Here is an 18,381-nt window from a genome sequence, read left to right as displayed (position 1 = left end):
TAATCAAAATTCAACTTGGAGCAACCGAACAATTTAGCGGCAAGGTTTAATCTCTTTTAGTTTAATTCATTTAAAAAGAGAACAACATCTTCACCACCTTCAAAAACTTTTACCAACTTATTGTCTTTATCATATAAAAAAGAAGTGGGGAAAGGGCCAACAAAAAAAGCATCGGCAAACTTATAATCATCGTCTATTAAGATTTTCGTGTTGGTTAGGCTTTGAATATTTGGCGCATATTGTTCGAAAAATTTATTGGTTTCTTCCACCGTATTAGCAGAAACAGGGTATAGTTTAACCTTCGCTTTTTTGATTTGCTCAGATTTAAAATTCAATGATTTGAAGGCTGTTTTACAGTGCCCACAGGTAGGGTTGAAATAAACAAAATAGGTATAGGTGTTTTTTTCAATATCATTTTGATTAAATGTATTCCCCTCTAGAGTGAATATTTTGAAATCAGGTAATGATTCAGGATAATCTTGTGCAAAACTGGCTTGAGTAATAATTAAACTCAAAAAAAGAATTATGTATTTCATGATATATAAATTAAAGTTCTAACTAATAAAATTAGGGGTGGATTTACTTGTTTTCTAATGCAGTTTTTTTAACTGCTTTTGTGTAAATAAGTTTAAATTCTTCATACTCATTATATGGTAAAATTATATATTTTTTAGTTAGGATGTTTTAGATTTGGGAAAATTTATTTCTTCTTTTATCTCCTGCTTAGCACACTGGCTTTAGGTTGTTTAGTATTTCTAAACTGTTCCGCTCAAAATTTCATTTTAAATTTGATTTTGATTGGTGTCCACTAACGACTTCATTATCAATTATACTTATGTTTGTAAACATGTCAACATCACAAGACATTTCGCTATTCACCACTTGGTTTGCTTCCAAAAACTGGACACCTTTTGACTTCCAAACAGAAACTTGGCAAGCTTATGCTGAAGGTAAACACGGTTTATTAAATGCGCCCACAGGGAGTGGTAAAACCTATGCGTTATGGGTACCCATCCTAACTGAAATCTTAAAGCTAAACCAGAATAAAACTCGAAAATCTTCCAGTTTAAAAGCGGTATGGATCACACCACTGCGAGCTTTATCTGTTGAAATAAAGCAAGCTGCAGAGCAGTTAATTTCAGATCTTAACCTCGACATTACTATTGGAATAAGAACTGGAGATACCTCTCAAAGTGAACGCGCAAAGCAAAAGCGGAAAATGCCAGACCTTCTGGTGACTACGCCAGAAAGCTTACAACTCCTACTGGCTTCCAAAAACTACCCCAAGACCTTTCAAGACTGCCAAGCGGTGGTTGTTGATGAATGGCATGAGCTTTTAGGAACCAAACGCGGAGTTCAAATGGAATTGGCACTTTCCCGACTTAAAACTATCAGTTCCAAATTGAGGGTTTGGGGAATTTCCGCCACCATAGGCAACCTAGAGCAAGCTCGAGAAGTATTGCTGGGTGTAGATCCAAAAGTCTTAAAAAATTCAATTCTCATCAAAGCCGATCTTCAAAAAAATATAGAAGTCAAGAGTATTATCCCTAAAATCATGGAAAAGTTCCCCTGGAGAGGTCACTTAGGACTCCATCTTCTCGAAGAGATCATTCCCATCATCAAAGCATCCAAAACAACTCTTCTCTTTACCAATACCCGCTCACAGTGTGAAATTTGGTTTCAAAAAATATTGGAAAAGCATCCAGAATTTGCTGGCGAGTTGGCCATGCATCACGGAAGTATCAATAAAGACACTCGCCTTTGGGTAGAACAAGCTATACGAAATGAAAGTCTTAAGGCGGTGGTCTGCACCTCCAGCCTCGACCTTGGCGTTGACTTTGCGCCAGTAGAAACCATTATACAAATTGGTGGTCCTAAAGGTGTTGCCAGATTTCTGCAACGTGCAGGAAGAAGTGGTCATCAACCTGGCAAGACGAGCGTAATTTATTTCTTACCTACTCACGCCATCGAATTGATAGAAGCCTCTGCCCTTAAAAAAGCTGTAGAATCCAAAATCGTAGAAGATCGGCTGCCCTACCTCAACAGTTTTGATGTGTTGGTCCAGTACTTAACCACTCTAGCAGTGTCGGATGGATTCTATCCTGAAACTATTTTGCCTGAAATACAATCGACATTTTGTTTCCAAACCCTCACTGAAGACCAGTGGTTTTGGGCACTCAACTTCATTACTAAAGGAGGTGAAGCTTTAAAAACCTATGACGAATATCGAAAAGTAGAGATTGAAGAGGACGGCTTGTTTAAAGTGAATCGCAAAGCAATTGCCATGCGACATCGACTGCAAATTGGAACCATCGTAAGTGATGCTGTTCTCACGGTTAAATATATAACTGGTGGATTTATCGGCTCTATTGAAGAGTGGTTTATCTCCAAATTAAAACCTGGTGATGTGTTTACTTTTGCTGGCAGAAACCTAGAGCTGGTCCGCATCAAGCAAATGCAAGTCTTGGTAAGAAAATCCAAATCTAAAACCTCTAAAATACCAAGTTGGATGGGAGGTCGACTTACACTCACTTCCCAAATGAGTGAATTGTTAAGGGAAGAACTTTATAACCAAGATGCGACTGATAAGAGTCCTGAACTGGTAGCTTTGGAACCTATTTTTGAACGACAACGCTTAGAATCCATCGTCCCTAGACCCAACGAATTTTTGATTGAAACTTTTAAAACCCGAGATGGTTTTCATCATATTTTTTATCCCTTCGAAGGCCGCTTTGTTCATGAAGCTATGGGGAGCTTATTGGCATATCGCATCAGCTTATTATCCCCTATTTCATTTTCGTTGGCCTTTAACGATTATGGGTTTGAGCTTTTATCCGATCAGCCAGTCAACATGCAAGATGTATTGGATAATAATTTGTTTACTGCAGATTATCTTCTAGACGATTTGTACAAAAGCCTAAATGCCACTGAAATGGCTAGGAGGAAATTTAGAGATATCGCCGTTATTTCTGGTTTGGTATTTACAGGTTATCCTAACAAACTGATAAAGAACAAGCACTTACAATCCAGCTCTCAGTTAATTTTTGATGTCTTTAAAGATTATGATGCTGATAACCCACTCTACCAACAAGCCTTTACAGAAACCTTTGAGCACTCACTGGAACAAGGGCGTTTACAAAAAGCGCTAGAGCGTATTGCTATACAGGATATCGTCTGGAAATCATGCCAGAAACCTACCCCCTTTTCCTTTCCTATTATCACAGACCGTTTAAGGGAAAAATTGTCTTCTGAAAAATTAAACGATAGAATTCAAAAAATGATAAAGAAGCTTCAAAAGTAGATGTTGAGAGGAGAGGTGAGAGAGGAGAGAGAGGTGAGGTGAGTTTTTAGTTAGATAAGTAATCGTATTGTCGTTTTCTGTTTATCGTTGACTGTTTTCCTTTTAAGGCAAGACAACGCTCTTTTGCTTATTGTTTATACAGCGACTGTCACTTCGAGTGTTCCGATGACCCATCGGGATGTATCGAGAAGTGTTCAAAAGTGAGAAATATCAACCTGTTCTCGATACAATTTTACAGCGTAAAACTTCATAAAATCAATCGAACTGACAAGTATAGCATTATAAGTTTAATTTGGGATTAGAACTTTACAACCAAGTTGCGGGATAGAGTGAAACCGTAAAATGACTGTCACTTCGAGTGTCTCGATGACTCATCGAGATGTATCGAGAAGTGTTTAAAAGTGAAAGATATCAACCGGTTCTTGATACAATTTTATGGCGTAACACTTCATAAAATCACTCGAACTGACACGTATAGCATTATAAATTTAATTTGGTACTAAAACTTTACAACCAAGGCGCTGAGACCGTAAAATGACTGTCACTTCGAGTATCTCAATGACTCATCGGGATGTATCGAGAAGTGTTTAAAAGTGAGAAATATCAACTGGTTCTCGATACAATTTTATGGCGTAACACTTCATAAAATCACTCGAACTGACACGTATAGCATTATAAATTTAATTTGGGATTAGAACTTTACAACCGAGGCGCTGAGACAATCAAACACCTGTCACTTCTAGTGTTCCGATGACCCATCGGGATGTATCGAGAAGTATTTAAAAGCGAGAAATATCAACCGGTTCTCGATATAATTTTATGGCGTAACACTCCATAAAATCACTCGAACTGACACGTATAGCATTGTAAATTTATTTGGTACTAAAACTTTACAACCGGGGCGCTGAGACCGTAAAATGACTGTCACTTCGAGTGTCTCGATGACCCATCGGGATGTATCGAGAAGTGTTTAAAAGTGAGAAATATCAACCGGTTCTCGATACAATTTTATGGCGTAACACTTCATAAAATCAATCGAACTGACACGTATAACATTATAAATTTAATTTGGTACTAAAACTTTACAACCAAGGTGCTGAGACAATCAAACACCTGTCACTTCGAGTGTCTCGATGACTCATCGGGATGTATCGAGAAGTGTTTAAAAGTGAAAAATATCAACCAATTCTCGATACTATTTTATGGCGTAACACTTCATAAAATCACTCGAACTTACACGGATAGCATTATAAGTTTAATTTGGGATTAGAACTTTACAACCGAGGCGCTGGTTAAGGTGACCGTCAATATATAAGCTGAATGTCGCTAAACAGTTAAACTAGCAGCGGTAAATTCAATATAAATTATAGAAATACAACCCCTTCTGCTTCCAATTCTTCCTTCTGCTGATCAAATTTCTCTTGGTCTAAGGCCTTAGTTGCTTTCTCTAAAACTCTTACTTGAAAGCCTTCGGTGAGGGCATCTTTGATCGTAAAATACACGCAAATATCGCCAGCTAATCCACAGATATCCATGGTCTTGCAGCCTTTGTCTTTGAGATATCCTGCAAGACCAGTGGATTTTGTATGGTGATTGTCGTAAAAAGCGCTGTAACTATCAATTTTGGGATCGGCCCCTTTCCGGAAAATTGTTTCGATGCAGTTGGTTCTCATGTTGGGATGAAATTCTGCACCTTTATCCCCCTGTACGCAGTGGTCTGGCCATAAGGTTTGCCGATAGCCATCGATGTCTTTTTTTTGGAATGGCTTGTAATTATCGTGATTGGAGGCGAAACTTATATGGTGTTGTGGATGCCAATCTTGAGTTGCTACAACCAAGTTGTATTGAGGCTGGACCAAATTGATATAAGATACAATTTGATCCCCATTTTCCACCGCCAGGCCTCCACCTGGCATAAAATCGAGCTGAGCATCGACGATAAGTAAGGTTTTCATGAGTTTATATTTTTATAGTGATTTCTCAATTGATCTCGCTCTTCCAAAAGTTGATCTGATAGTCCAATTTTATAGATATGTGGATTTTGGAATCTTTGGAATTCCTCAGTAAATTCAGCAAGTCTCTTTCTGGAATACGTCTTTATTTCTATAAGGGTTTTAGGAGCATATAGGCGCTTTCCATTCTCCATGACAGGATGCAACAAAGCTTCTGAACTGCAATTACTAAAGGTGATGGATTTGGACTGATCAAAAGGATGATTCATGTGGAGAGCCTCTGTCTCTTCTCTTAAGGTGACAGTATCTGCTCCTGCAAGTTCTCCTTTAGCATTTCTTATTCTATAAACTTGCTTTTTATGTGGCATCGTCAATTTTGCCAAGTTTTCCGAAAGCTTTATCCTGGGTTTGCCATTAGCGAAGGCAAGTTTGTAAACTCCATCTAAAGCAGCATCGGGATCTCCTATAACCAGATTGGTCCCCACACCAAAAACATCAATCGGTCCTTTTTGTTCTTTTAAACTTTTGATGACGTACTCATCTAGTTGGTTGGAGGCAGCAATCTTTACCTCGTCAAGTCCCGCCTCATCTAAAGCTTTTCTACATTTTTTGGCGAGATAAGACAAATCCCCACTGTCTAGACGAATACCTTTAAGGCTTTCGCCTCTGGATTCCATTTCCTTACCAACTTTAATAGCGTTGTGTAATCCGCTTTTAAGAGTATCATAAGTGTCAATGAGCAATACGGTGGTGTTGGGGTGGCTTAGGGCAAAATCTCGAAAGGCGGTTACTTCATCATCGTAACTTTGGACAAAAGAATGGGCCATCGTCCCAGAAATAGGAATATTAAAATCTTTACCTGCTGCCACATTACTTGTGGCCTCAAAACCTCCTATAAACGCCGCTCGAGACGCGTGATAAGACCCTGTACCTTGAGCTCTTCGCATTCCAAAATCGATAAGCATAGCATCTCCAGCAGACTTTCTTATTCGACTTGCTTTGGTAGCGATAAGCGTTTGAAAGTTTAGTATGTTTAATAGAAGTGTTTCTACGAGCTGCGCCTCGACCATATTCCCTTCCACTTGAAGGACTGGTCGTGTTGGAAACACGATATCACCTTCTCTAGAACTGGTGAGAGTCCCTTGAAATTTAAAGTCTTTGAGGTACTCAATAAATTCAGGATCTAAACCTTGGTCTTTTAGGTAATCTAAGTCTGAAGTTGAAAACTGAAAGTCTTCTAGAATTTCTAGCACTGTCTCTAAACCCGCGAAAATAGCATAACCGCCTTCAAAAGGAAGTTTTCTAAAAAAATAGTCAAAAATAGCTTTGTGTTTGTGTTTGCCTTTTTGGAAGTAAACTTGAGCCATACTTATTTGGTACAAATCTGTATAGGTCGCTGTGAAATTCTGCATGGCACTTAAGTTTCTTCAAATTTAAGAATTGAAAACGTCGCAAACTCAAGAGATGTTATAAATAATTGCTAAAACAGATGGGGTTATTGCTCTTTTGGTTGGGTGGGAACTTCAAAACAAATGCGTGTTCCTTTTCCTTCTTTAGAAAAGTCTACCCAAATGCTTCCTCCATTTTCTTCAATAAATGTTTTGCACAACACGGTGCCGACTCCTTTCCCTTTTTCTTTTTTGGTACCTAAAGAAGAAGTAATAGAACTATTATTAAACAAGTGCTTAGCCACTTCGCTTGTCATCCCCACACCAGTGTCTCGAACACAAATTCTATCGAATTTTTCGAAATGTGTAGCTGAAATTGAAATCTTATCTTCAGCATTACAAAATTTAATGGCATTAGAAATTAAGTTTCTTACCACTAGTTTTAAGGTATTGATGTCTATATAAATTTTAAAATCATCGGTTATATTATTTTCAAATTGGATATTTTTATCTTTTAAGGGAGAATAAAATAAATCGTAAAGACTGTTGACTTCTGGTTTTAAAAGAAATGTAGATTTTTCAACCTGTGCCTTGTTTAAGGTTTCACTTGCCCAATTGAGTAGGTTATCAATAAGCAATCGAGTGGAACTTATATTTTTATTGATCTCCGGAAGCCAGTCTTTAAATTCCTCATCAGAAATTTGTTGTGCTGCATACATATCAAATATTTGACTCAGACTATTAACGGGGCTTCTGAGGTCGTGAGAAATAATCGAGAAGAGTTTATTTTTCTGAAGGTTGGACTCATTCATTTTCAGGTTTTTAAGTTCGATCTCATTATTCTTTTGATTGAGAAGATCATTGGCTTTAGTCTTATTTTTTCTAATTTTAAGAAGTAATATTATGACTATAATTAACGCTAAAAAAGCAAAGGCTAAGACTAAAATTAAAGTTTCTCTTTGGTTAACTTTTACTTCATTTTCTAATTGTTGATTTAACTTTTCTAGTTCAAGTTGCTCTTTGAGACTTTTGAATCCTAACTCTGCTTCTAGTATACCAAGAGCCTTACTTTTTTCATCATTGAACAAGCTGTCTTTTAGCTTATCATGTACTTCAAGATACTTAAGAGCGTCTTCAGGTTTGCCGTCTGATTTGGAAATGTTGTAGAGAAGTTTTGCAGCAGAGGATTCTTGTGGTAATGCTTCAATTTCTTTGGATATTGAAAAAGCTTTTGATGCAAAATAATAAGCAGAATCAAGTTTATTTTCCTTTAAGTAAACTTCACCAAGTCCATTGTAAATGAACAAACTAGAATATTGATCTTCTATTTCTTCGGCAATAGATCTAGACTCTACATAAAAGGCTTTTGCTTTTTGTAAATTATTAAGCTTAAGATGATTAAACGCAATATTGAATAAATTATTCACGATGTAGCCTTTGCTTCCTAGCTCCCTAAATATGGTTAAGGAGGAATCTAAAGATTTGAGTGCAACCTCATATTTTTTTTGATTGGTCTGAATTAATGATAGATTTAATAATAAACTTGCATACGTAATTTTGTCTATATCCTTAATTATTGACACAGCTCTTTTGTATAAGGAGGCCGCTTCATCATCATCATTGATATCGAAATAAGTATTGGCAAGATTATTAAGAATAATGCCTTGTAGGCGAGGATTATTCATTCTCTCAGCGGAAGTTAAAGCATTTTCAAAATAAGTTATAGACTCTAGGTAGTTTCCTTGCTTTCTAGAAATGTTTGCAAGATTGTTATACAGCCCACAAACAAGCTTTTCATTTTTTAGCTGTTTAAATAGATTAAGACTTTCAGTTAGCTTTTGGATAGCCTCATCAAAATCTCCTTTATTATCCGCCATCAGTCCTTCTCCACTAAAAATCCTTGCTCTAGATTCCAGGTCATTTAATTTAATGTTGAATTTTTTGGCTTCCGCAAAGGCTTCTAAAGCTTTATCAAAATCACCCAGATTTTGATAAACATTACCGTTATTAATTAAATTATCAATGACACCTTGTTGGTTATTTGCTTTTTGATAATAAGTAATCGACAAATTAAACTTTTCTAAAGCTTTTTTACTGTCTCCTTGATTTTTTGAGAGCATTCCATAGTTTTGGTACGCTTTTGCAAGTTCTAAATTATCTTCTATTTCTTCAAACAATTGAATAGCTCTCTCTATTTTGTTTATGCTTTCATCTTGATTCCCTGCGTAGAAATAATAAACAGATTTATTTTTTAGAGCTATGCCTTTTCCTTTAAGAAAGCCGATTTTAGAAGATAAATTAAATGCTTTTTGAGAATATGGAAGAATACTATCATAGCTTACATTTATAAATTCTGCAGCTATTTGATTTAAAATAGAGACTCTAATAGTGTCCACCTTAGCGTAGGATAATTTTGTTTTTAAGCTATCGATCTTTGGGTTGTTTACTAAAGACTGTAGGCTAAAAAACAAACAAAAAAGGACTGGAATTATTAATTTCATTGACAACTTTGATTATAGCAATATAGTTTTTTTTAAAAAAATTAGTGTACAATTAACAAGATTTATTTTTGTATCCGAAATATATCCAACACAATAAAGAATATAGTGACTATAAAAAATGCGATTTCAACTTATTTATAAAATTACTGTTTGTATTTAATGGGGCTTTTTTATCCATTGACAATGAAATTTTTCTTATGTGATAGGCAACATGAATTTTATTTATACCACAGGCATAATCTCTTTTTTTTTAAAACTTCCACCATAAGTTAATATCCTCTCGCTTACGAATAAGAGGTATTTCTATTTTTCCTAAAATTCCTTACCAATATCAGCCGTTAGGTAATTTGTAGATTTTAACTTTAAAATACCTAGTACTTATAATACCAAATTAGACCTATAATGACGCAATAAATCGTTTTACCGATATGAATCTGGCACAGGCTTTTTTCGCCTGCTTTTCATCAAAAACAATTACGGTAGCTAAGGCTATGCTAGTTATTTTTGATTTCAATCAATCAAAAAATAATTCAACTTATTTATACGGCATTATAAATATAATTTGGTATAAGATTCCTTTTCAATAAAGGGTGTAGTCAAAATAGATATAATTGAAGCCCTCTTCTGATATGATCATTTATAGGAGGCAAAAAGGATTTATAGCTTTATGATTTCAGCAATTCAAAAAATATTTTAAATAGGATCCTGACTAAATATCAGTTGCCTGAAGAAAAGCAGGACATCTTTCTTTGGTCTTCTTATTAATCGTACTATTTCTGACGAATACTGGATCTCGATTTTGGTACCACTAAACAGATTTTGCTCCACGATCTTTTATCTAAAGCTTGAATAATATTAAAATATGAACCTGTAGAGCAATCATCTGCAAGGATATGTTTGCAATTTTGACAAGTTTAATTTTGAACATAAGTTATAGCTTCTTCTTCAACTTTTTCAGCATTGTTGACTGGAGTAACAGTATATACTATATCTTTTGTTAATACGCTTTTTTTTCACCTTTAATAGCATTTAAAACCGTTTGAATCACAATTTTTAAATCTAGCAACAAAGACCAGTTTTCTAGATAAAAAATATCGTATTTGACTCTATTTATGATGTCTTGGTCAGTTTCTACTTCTCCTCTATAACCGCTTACTTGAGCCAAACCTGTGATCCCTGGTTTAATAAAGTGTCTTACCATAAATTTATCTACATTTTCAGCATACATATGCGTATGACTTACCATGTGGGGACGTGGGCCCACAACACTCATATCTCCCAACAGAACGTTGTAAAATTGGGGCAATTCATCAAAACTAGTCTTACGTAATAAGCGACCTACTTTGGTAATGCGCTTATCATTTTTACTCACTTGATGCAAATCAGCTTGCAGATTAGGCTTCATAGACCTAAATTTAAAACAATAAAATTCTTTATAATCTAATCCGTTACGCTTCTGTTTAAAAAATACAGCTCCTTTACTTTCTATCTTTATGATAATAGCTAACAAAGGAGTTAACCAAGATAGAATAAAAAAAAGAACCAACAAGCTAATAATAATGTCAAGGGAACGCTTTATAAATTTGTTTAGTGGATCGTCAAAAGGAATTTTTCTAAGAGATAGAATAGGTAAAAATCCGTAATATTCATAGTTGAGCTTTCTAGAATATATATCTTTATTATCTGGTAAAAATTTGAGGACTTTAAGGTTATTGTCTGCAAAATCTACAATTTGATTGAGTTGTATGTTGTCAACTTCAGCCATCGAACAATAGATTTCATCAACTTTATTTTCTAGGATAAAATCATAAACATGAGATAATTGAGTTTTTGAATTGTTTAAATTAAATACCTTCAAGCATTTGTAGCCATATTCTGGAGTTATCTTAAAAAAATCATTGAGTTGTCTTGTTCTTAAGGAATCTCCAATAATAACAGTGATTCTATAATTACCTCCAAGGTCTTTTCTATAACTCTTAAGGAGATGATGCACTGTAATCTTAATAAACAAAATAAGACCAAACGATTTTGCCAAATAGAGAAAGATCCTGTTGGACTCTCGCCCATATTCAAAATAAAATCCGAAAAAAGCAAAAACAATTAAAGTAAAAATGATCGCTTGTAAAAAGGTAAGTGAAACTAATTTGATTACTTTAGTATATCTATAGATCTCATAAAAATTGGATTTTATAGAAAGTAAAATCCAAGTAATTATGATGTAAGAAAAAAATGTAGCATTAACAATCGGGTCAAAATTGAATTGAGCTGCGAAAAAAATAAGGATTACAATATCGATTAAATATGACGCTGGTCGAATATAAGTCGAATAACGCCCTGTTTTACTTGCCATTTATTTCCTGTTATGAGAGGTGAAATCTTTATGTTCACTCTTTTTTAACTCGTCCTCACTTAAAGATTTGAAGTAATCATATGTAAGACGCATTCCTTCTTTCCTATCTACTTTTGGTTCCCAACCCAAAATGGCTTTAGCTTTAGTAATATCTGGTTGACGCTGCATTGGATCGTCTTTTGGCAAAGGTTTAAAGATTATTTTCTGTTGAGTTCCTGTTAGTTTAATAATTTCTTTGACAAAGTCTAGAATTGAAATTTCATAAGGATTTCCAATATTTACAGGCTCTGCATAATCGCTCATCAATAAACTGTAAATTCCTTCTATTTGGTCATCTACATAACAAAAGGAACGGGTCTGAGAGCCATCTCCAAAAACAGTAAGATCTTCTCCCCGTAAAGCTTGACCAATAAAAGCAGGAATTACTCGACCATCATTCAAACGCATGCGAGGACCGTAAGTATTAAATATACGAACAATTCTAGTTTCTAACCCATGGAACCTGTGATAAGCCATGGTCATAGATTCTTGAAAACGTTTTGCTTCATCATAAACCCCTCTAGGTCCAATCGTATTTACATTTCCATAATACTCTTCAGTTTGAGGGTGAACAAGAGGATCACCATACACTTCACTAGTGGAAGCAATCAAAAGTCTAGCTCCTTTAGCTTTTGCTAGGCCTAACAAATTATGGGTCCCTAGAGAACCCACTTTAAGGGTTTGGATGGGAATTTTTAAATAATCAATTGGGCTCGCTGGAGAGGCAAAATGGAGAATATAATCCAAATCTCCTGGAATATGCACAAATTTACTTACATCATGATGATAAAATTCGAAGGTGTCGAGTTTAAAAAGGTGTTCTATGTTTTTTAAATCACCAGTGATAAGATTATCCATGCCAATAACCTTAAAACCTTCCTTTATAAACTTATCGCAGAGGTGTGATCCTAAGAATCCTGCAGCCCCTGTTATTAAAACTTTTTTCATGTTATCTATTATTAATTTCTGCTAATGATGCAAAAGGAATGACTTCTACACCATGACTTCTTTTTTGGTACTGGCTTCCTCCGTATATAACCCTGCCCCCAGTTAAGCCAGTTAAATTATTCCAATAGTCTAGACCTTTAAAATAATCTTTGGTAATTGTTTTGCCCGATTTTATTTCAATAGGGATCAACTCATCAAAATTATCTATTATAATATCAATTTCATTGCCCTTACTATTTCTCCAAAAGTACAAGTTATTTAACTTTCCCTTATTCAATCTTTGTTTTAATAGTTCGACGACCACCATATTTTCAAACAAACTTCCTTTGAAAGGGTGGAACTCTAATTGTTTTGCTTTTTGCACCCCCAACAACGCACTCGCTAGACCTACATCATAAAAGTATAATTTCGGCATTTTAACAACTCGTTTATTGAAATTTTTATGATGAGGTTGTAACCTGAATATAATAAAACTTGCTTCTAATACTCCTATCCAGGATTCAATAGTTTTACTATCGACTCCTGTTTCTATTGCCAAAGTATTTTTATTTAATAGTTGCCCCACTCTGCCAGCACATAATTTCAAAAATTTTTCAAAAACAACAAGATTTTCAATACTTCGCAATTGCCTTACATCTCTCTCTATGTAAGTACTAATATAATTTGATAACCATTTTTGAATTTCAAATGGTTTATCGTATAACGGAGGATAAAATCCTTTAAAAAGCAATTCATGAATTTTCGCTGGGGCCAAATTCTTAATCTCTGATAAAGAAAAAGGTAACAAATTTAAATACCCAACTCTGCCTGCCAAACTTTGAGTAATACTTTGCTGTAGTAAAAAATTATTGGAGCCTGTAAGTATAAATTGAGCGGTTTGGTCATTTTCATCTAGTACCTGCTGTAAATAAGAAAATAGCTCTGGTGTGCGTTGTACTTCATCTAAAATAGCTCCTTTAGAAAATTGATCGAGAAAGGCTCTAGGATCTTCAGAAGCAAAATTCCTTATGTCTGGATTTTCTAAATTCACATAGGGTTTGTCAGGAAATACTAATTTTACTAAGGTTGTTTTACCGGACTGCCTAGGGCCAATGACTGCTATGGCCTTATATTGTTGAGACAAATTGATAAGTTCTGCTTGTGCTATTCTTGAAATCATATACAAATATAAGTCATAAACTGCACAATATAGGAATCGGATTCCTATATTGTGCAGTTTATCTTATCAATAGAATTGTTGGTAAAGTCGACTTTAAACAAGATAATCGCCAGTGTTTAAAACTTTTTTCATCAATTATACTTTTTGTCTTCCTATAGAAATGTAGTGAATTCCTCGCTTTGCCAGCTCCACCGTTGGATATAAGTTTCTCCCATCAAAGATAACGGGGTTTTTTAGATTGGACTTTAATAAGTCATAATTTGGAGTCCTGAATATGCTCCACTCGGTACAAATCAACAAGGCATCTGCCCCCTCTGTAACCTCATACATATCCTTACCATACTGTAACTTATCCCCATATTTTTCTTTTACGTTGTCCATCGCTTCAGGGTCGAAAGCCTTTACTCTAGCACCGGCTTCCAAAAGCTTCTCGATCATATATAAAGCAGGAGCTTCTCGAATATCATCCGTTTGAGGCTTAAACGCTAAACCCCAAATCGCGATGGTCTTTCCTTCCAAATTATCATCAAAATAAGTAGAAACTTCTGGAAAAAGAATTGTTTTTTGGTGTTCATTGACTTCCACCACAGCCTCCAAAATTTTGAAATCGTAGTTGATATCCTTCCCCGATTTGTGAAGTGCCTTTACATCCTTTGGAAAACAAGACCCACCGTACCCAATACCTGGAAAGAGAAATCGTTTTCCAATTCTAGAATCGGTTCCCATACCTATTCTAACCTTATCAACATCTGCCCCTACCTTTTGACAGTAGTTGGCTATTTCGTTCATAAAAGTAATTTTAGTAGCTAAAAAGGAGTTCGAAGCATATTTAGTTAATTCTGCTGACTTCTCATCCATGATGATAATGGGATTACCAGACCTTACGAAAGGCTGGTAAAGCCTCTGCATAACCTCAATAGCTTTTTCACTGCTGGAACCTATAACAATGCGCTCTGGTTTTAAAAAATCATCGACGGCAAAACCTTCCCTTAGAAATTCTGGATTAGAAACCACATTAAAATCAGTTTTACAACTTTTTTCTATAGTTGCTTTTACCAAATCTGCTGTCCCTACAGGAACTGTACTTTTATCAACAATAACCTTATAAGTTGTGATATATTCTCCTATTTCTTTAGCTACACCCAAAACATATTTTAAATCTGCAGAACCGTCTTCATTTTCTGGAGTGGGTAAGGCTAAAAAAATAACCTCTCCAAAATCCAAACCTTCTTTCAAATTGGTTGTGAAATTGAGTCGACCTGCTTTGATATTTCTTTCAAATAACACGTCCAAATGCGGCTCATAGATAGGAACTATACCCGCTTTCATTTGCTTAACTTTATTTGTATCTATGTCAACACAAAGAACATCATTTCCATTTTCCGCTAAACATGTTCCAGTGACCAGGCCTACATAGCCTGTGCCTATTACAGCTATTTTCATTAAATTAAGTTTTTGATATCAATTTTGATTGAGTGTCAACTTATTAACCCCAATGTAATGGTTTATTTTAAAATAACAAAAATATGCATTTAGAGATTCAGTACTGACATATTTTAAAAATTCTTTATCAAATAAGTTTTAATAAGAATTAACTTCATGCGTATAAATGGATTCTAGATTTTGAATGGTTTTCAAGATATTAAATTCCGATTCAAATTTACTTTTAGAATAGATCCCAAAACTATCTCTTAGTTTGTCATTTTGTAACAACTCCAATACTTTGTCAACGAAAGAATCTGTTTCATTTGGATTCAGAACATACCCGTTTTTTTTATTCTCAATCAAGTCTCTATTTCCATCAGCATCTGTGACTACACAGGCTTTTGATAGAGCTAAACTTTCTATTATAGAATAAGGCAAACCCTCATATCTCGCCGTTGAAATGTATAATTTTGAATGGGCTACTATATTAAATATATCTTCTCTTTGAGTCCATTCCAGAAGGGTTATATTGTTTTTCAAACGATGTTTTTCAATAAGTTCTTTTACTATAGATAAGTTAGGAGAGTGAAATCCAACCCCCATAAGAACGAGATGAATGTCTGGCTTTTTATTTTTTACTTTTGCGAGTATTTCAATCATTAACTCAATATTTTTTTGGAAAGAAGGTCTCCCTACGGAACAAATATAATCATCCGGCCAAGTTTTTGGAATACTCAATTTTGGTATATTATTTATAGGTAATATTGAATTTGAAAAGACTAAAACTTTATTCTTCTTATATCCAACCTCCTTGATGGCTCTATTCTTTTCTGAGTTAGAAGAAGCTAATATTTTATTGTTGAAATGGGAAAGAAATTTTTCTACACCTAAAAACAATCCTTTTTTTAATTTGTTTTCTGCACTAAGATATGAGTATGCTTGAGGAGTGTGAAAACAAGGAATGCCGAAAAAAAAAGATGAAATTTTACCTAAAATTCCTCCTTTAGCACTATGACAATGTATTAAATCCGGTCTTTCTTTTTTTAAAAACTGAACAATGTCCAGTAGAGCTTTAAGATCTTTTATTAGATTAATATTTCTTGATATGCTTGTTTGAAATGTAGGAAGAGTTTTTCCGTTCTGATCTTTAAATTCTAGATTTGTATCAGTTTGACCATGAATTACAAAATTTTCAAAATGGTTATGATCTAAATTCCCTAGTATAAGTCGTAAAGAAACGTCTACACCTCCTACAGAGTGCAATATATGTGCAACTTTAATTTTTGCATTTTTCACGTATTAAATTTTTTTATCTTCTGTTAATAAGTTTCTATTTAGTAATCCAAATAAAAGTCCGGCTAGATGAATTCCTGATTGTCGGTAAAGAACATTTTCAAAAATAAAGAAGATCAGAAACATGGCAAGAGTTATGGTATATAAAATACTATTTGACCTATAAAAAGAAAACAGGAAAAACAAAAACAATAATAAACAGGCTAGCCAGCCTCCTATCAAAAGAAAGCTAAGGAATTGATTATGTGTATTAAAGGCCATTTCCTGATAGTATTTCAGCTTACTTTTTTGATTATTAGGTATCTTAGACAAATAACAGTTTACTAAATTTTTTTCGATTGCTTTTAAATTTCCAAGTCCAAGAATGGGTCTCATATTATGACTTACCTCTATGGCACAACTCCATATTATAAACCTAGGTTCGTAAGCTTTAAATTTCTCATAAGTAGAACCTAAATCATTCTCCAAACGCATTCTCTTTTGAAAGTTTTCGTTGAAAAAAAAACCCGCTGTTGTTAACGAGACAAGGACAAAACTTATTATAAAAAAAAAGGCTTTACGCTTTTTGAAAGTTTCATAAATATGATGAATTAAAATTAAAATACACATCCCTGTAGCTAGTCTTGCGGAAATGTAAAAAATAAAACCTGTTGCTAAGCCAACCCAAATGTAAAGCCATTGATACTTGAATTTTCTAATAATAAATAGGCTAAATAGAATGCTTAGGGCAAACATAAATCCAATATATGGTCTCTCACCATGAAGGATTTCGTTTACACCCCCTCCTGTATCTAACCTAAGGTATCCATTCTCTAGATAAAATTTGACAATACTATAGGTAGAAATAAAAAACTGTATAATACAACCACTAATAAATCCATAGAGTACCGTAAAACTATTCCTATCCAAACTTTGTGCAAGGAAAAAAATTCCTATGAGAAGATAAAATTTTAAAAGTAATTTTATGGTATCTTCTACTCCACCTTGAATAATCGTTGAAACACTAATCCATGCAACAGATACAATAAAAAATAAAAATCCATTTTTCAATGAAAAATTAATTTGCTTGTATTTGGTTAAAAAAAGAAAAAGTATTAAAATAGGAATTAAAAGCAAATTAGGAAGAGCTTTTGAGAATGGAAGGAAAAAAGCAAAAGCAACCCAAAGTAAAAGATATATTCTGTTTAAAAGGAATTCATTTTTCATTTTTTTAATAACTTTTTTATTCTATCAGTAAACGTTCTTGAAAGTAGCAATAAAAGAACGTTCCTGAAAATTCCTTTGATTGGATAATATCCAAAATAAAAATTATCAATAATTATTAAAATTCTATTATAGACTTGAAGTTTCCTTTTTTGGGTCGAGATAGAGTTTGGTTCTGAAATATAATTAACCAGAATTTCCGGATAATTTTCAGCTTTAAAATGTTTTATAATTTTAAAAAAAAAAGCATAATCTTGAGATGCACGTCTATACTTAAACGGATAGTTTCCAACTTTTCGAATAATACTAGAATAAAATATTACGGAGGGATGCAAAAAAACACTATTTAAATATATGCTTTTTAAAATCAACTCATAATCAGTTGGGTGTTTGAGTTCATATAAAAATTGTTTGTTTTCGTCCACAACATTCGCCCATGTACCTAATAATTTCACATCCTTATGTGCATCTAAATAATTTATTTGTTTGAAACATTTATCCTTCACAAACAAATCACCACAATCCAGACGACCTATTAATTCATAACCCATTTTCAACACTATATCGATACCAAAATTCAATGCAACCCCTATACCACTATTGACTTTTAGAGATTCAAAAAAAATATTACCAAATTTATAACTTTGCTCTAAAAGTTCTTGATTAGGTTTAATATGGCTTCCATCGTCTACAATTAGAATATCCACATTGATTTGCTCATCTATAGATGCAATTGATTCATCTAATTGTTTTGGGCAATTATAATGGGGTATTATAAGAATAAGCCTACTTTTCTCCATGCATTTGCTACTTTTATTATTT

At 34.1% G+C, this 18,381-nt stretch carries 12 protein-coding genes; 1 reads left to right on the top strand and 11 read right to left on the bottom strand.

Annotated elements, in window-relative coordinates; genetic code table 11:
• Positions 1–56 precede the first annotated feature (56 nt).
• The gene (locus tag P700755_RS09600) at positions 57–536 is read right to left on the bottom strand and encodes a peroxiredoxin family protein (RefSeq protein WP_015024472.1); all 480 of its coding nucleotides are present in this window, start codon (positions 534–536) and stop codon (positions 57–59) included.
• Between the two features lie 311 nt (positions 537–847).
• On the opposite strand from P700755_RS09600, the gene P700755_RS09595 reads away from it, so the two are divergent.
• Positions 848–3,301: a ligase-associated DNA damage response DEXH box helicase gene (locus P700755_RS09595; protein ID WP_041758291.1), complete on the top strand. Its 2,454-nt coding sequence runs from the start codon at positions 848–850 to the stop codon at positions 3,299–3,301.
• Between the two features lie 1,364 nt (positions 3,302–4,665).
• On the opposite strand, the gene pncA is transcribed toward P700755_RS09595, so the two are convergent.
• The 10 genes from pncA to P700755_RS09545 all read right to left on the bottom strand — a co-directional run bounded on the left by pncA (position 4,666) and on the right by P700755_RS09545 (position 18,359).
• A complete protein-coding gene (pncA, locus tag P700755_RS09590; protein ID WP_015024470.1) occupies positions 4,666–5,256 on the bottom strand; it encodes a bifunctional nicotinamidase/pyrazinamidase in 591 nt (196 codons plus the stop codon).
• Entirely contained in the window at positions 5,253–6,665 is a 1,413-nt protein-coding gene (locus P700755_RS09585; RefSeq protein ID WP_015024469.1) for a nicotinate phosphoribosyltransferase, read from the bottom strand. Before P700755_RS09585 ends, pncA begins: the two co-directional genes overlap by 4 nt.
• Before the next feature lie 83 nt (positions 6,666–6,748).
• Positions 6,749–9,142 carry a tetratricopeptide repeat-containing sensor histidine kinase gene (locus P700755_RS09580; protein ID WP_015024468.1) on the bottom strand — a complete coding sequence of 798 codons (2,394 nt, stop codon included), beginning with the start codon at positions 9,140–9,142 and terminating at the stop codon, positions 6,749–6,751.
• A gap of 997 nt (positions 9,143–10,139) precedes the next feature.
• On the bottom strand, positions 10,140–11,492 hold the full coding sequence (locus P700755_RS09575) for an undecaprenyl-phosphate glucose phosphotransferase (protein WP_015024467.1): 1,353 nt from the start codon (positions 11,490–11,492) through the stop codon (positions 10,140–10,142).
• Complete coding sequence (locus P700755_RS09570; protein WP_015024466.1) at positions 11,493–12,479, bottom strand: UDP-glucuronic acid decarboxylase family protein; 987 nt, start codon at positions 12,477–12,479, stop codon at positions 11,493–11,495.
• A gap of 1 nt (position 12,480) precedes the next feature.
• Positions 12,481–13,638 (bottom strand): ATP-binding protein, encoded by a 1,158-nt coding sequence (locus P700755_RS09565; protein WP_015024465.1) that lies wholly within the window; start codon positions 13,636–13,638, stop codon positions 12,481–12,483.
• 135 nt (positions 13,639–13,773) lie between these two features.
• The gene (locus P700755_RS09560; protein WP_015024464.1) at positions 13,774–15,081 is read right to left on the bottom strand and encodes a UDP-glucose dehydrogenase family protein; all 1,308 of its coding nucleotides are present in this window, start codon (positions 15,079–15,081) and stop codon (positions 13,774–13,776) included.
• A gap of 138 nt (positions 15,082–15,219) precedes the next feature.
• Positions 15,220–16,359 carry a glycosyltransferase gene (locus P700755_RS09555; protein ID WP_015024463.1) on the bottom strand — a complete coding sequence of 380 codons (1,140 nt, stop codon included), beginning with the start codon at positions 16,357–16,359 and terminating at the stop codon, positions 15,220–15,222.
• A 3-nt stretch (positions 16,360–16,362) separates the two neighbouring features.
• Positions 16,363–17,562, bottom strand: a complete 1,200-nt coding sequence (locus P700755_RS09550) for an O-antigen ligase family protein (protein ID WP_015024462.1) — start codon at positions 17,560–17,562, stop codon at positions 16,363–16,365.
• The gene (locus P700755_RS09545; RefSeq protein ID WP_015024461.1) at positions 17,559–18,359 is read right to left on the bottom strand and encodes a glycosyltransferase; all 801 of its coding nucleotides are present in this window, start codon (positions 18,357–18,359) and stop codon (positions 17,559–17,561) included. Before P700755_RS09545 ends, P700755_RS09550 begins: the two co-directional genes overlap by 4 nt.
• Between the last annotated feature and the right edge of the window lie 22 nt (positions 18,360–18,381).

The organism is Psychroflexus torquis ATCC 700755 (genome assembly GCF_000153485.2).
Classification (GTDB): Bacteria; Bacteroidota; Bacteroidia; order Flavobacteriales; family Flavobacteriaceae; genus Psychroflexus; species Psychroflexus torquis.
This window is presented reverse-complemented; position numbering and strand designations above follow the sequence as displayed.

Bases quoted from the DNA above. Each gene is read 5' to 3' on its own strand.
- P700755_RS09600 (WP_015024472.1), bottom strand. From the start codon at position 536: ATGAAATACATAATTCTTTTTTTGAGTTTAATTATTACTCAAGCCAGT.
- P700755_RS09595 (WP_041758291.1), top strand. From the start codon at position 848: ATGTCAACATCACAAGACATTTCGCTATTCACCACTTGGTTTGCTTCC.
- pncA (WP_015024470.1), bottom strand. From the start codon at position 5,256: ATGAAAACCTTACTTATCGTCGATGCTCAGCTCGATTTTATGCCAGGT.
- P700755_RS09585 (WP_015024469.1), bottom strand. From the start codon at position 6,665: ATGCAGAATTTCACAGCGACCTATACAGATTTGTACCAAATAAGTATG.
- P700755_RS09580 (WP_015024468.1), bottom strand. From the start codon at position 9,142: ATGAAATTAATAATTCCAGTCCTTTTTTGTTTGTTTTTTAGCCTACAG.
- P700755_RS09575 (WP_015024467.1), bottom strand. From the start codon at position 11,492: ATGGCAAGTAAAACAGGGCGTTATTCGACTTATATTCGACCAGCGTCA.
- P700755_RS09570 (WP_015024466.1), bottom strand. From the start codon at position 12,479: ATGAAAAAAGTTTTAATAACAGGGGCTGCAGGATTCTTAGGATCACAC.
- P700755_RS09565 (WP_015024465.1), bottom strand. From the start codon at position 13,638: ATGATTTCAAGAATAGCACAAGCAGAACTTATCAATTTGTCTCAACAA.
- P700755_RS09560 (WP_015024464.1), bottom strand. From the start codon at position 15,081: ATGAAAATAGCTGTAATAGGCACAGGCTATGTAGGCCTGGTCACTGGA.
- P700755_RS09550 (WP_015024462.1), bottom strand. From the start codon at position 17,562: ATGAAAAATGAATTCCTTTTAAACAGAATATATCTTTTACTTTGGGTT.
- P700755_RS09545 (WP_015024461.1), bottom strand. From the start codon at position 18,359: ATGGAGAAAAGTAGGCTTATTCTTATAATACCCCATTATAATTGCCCA.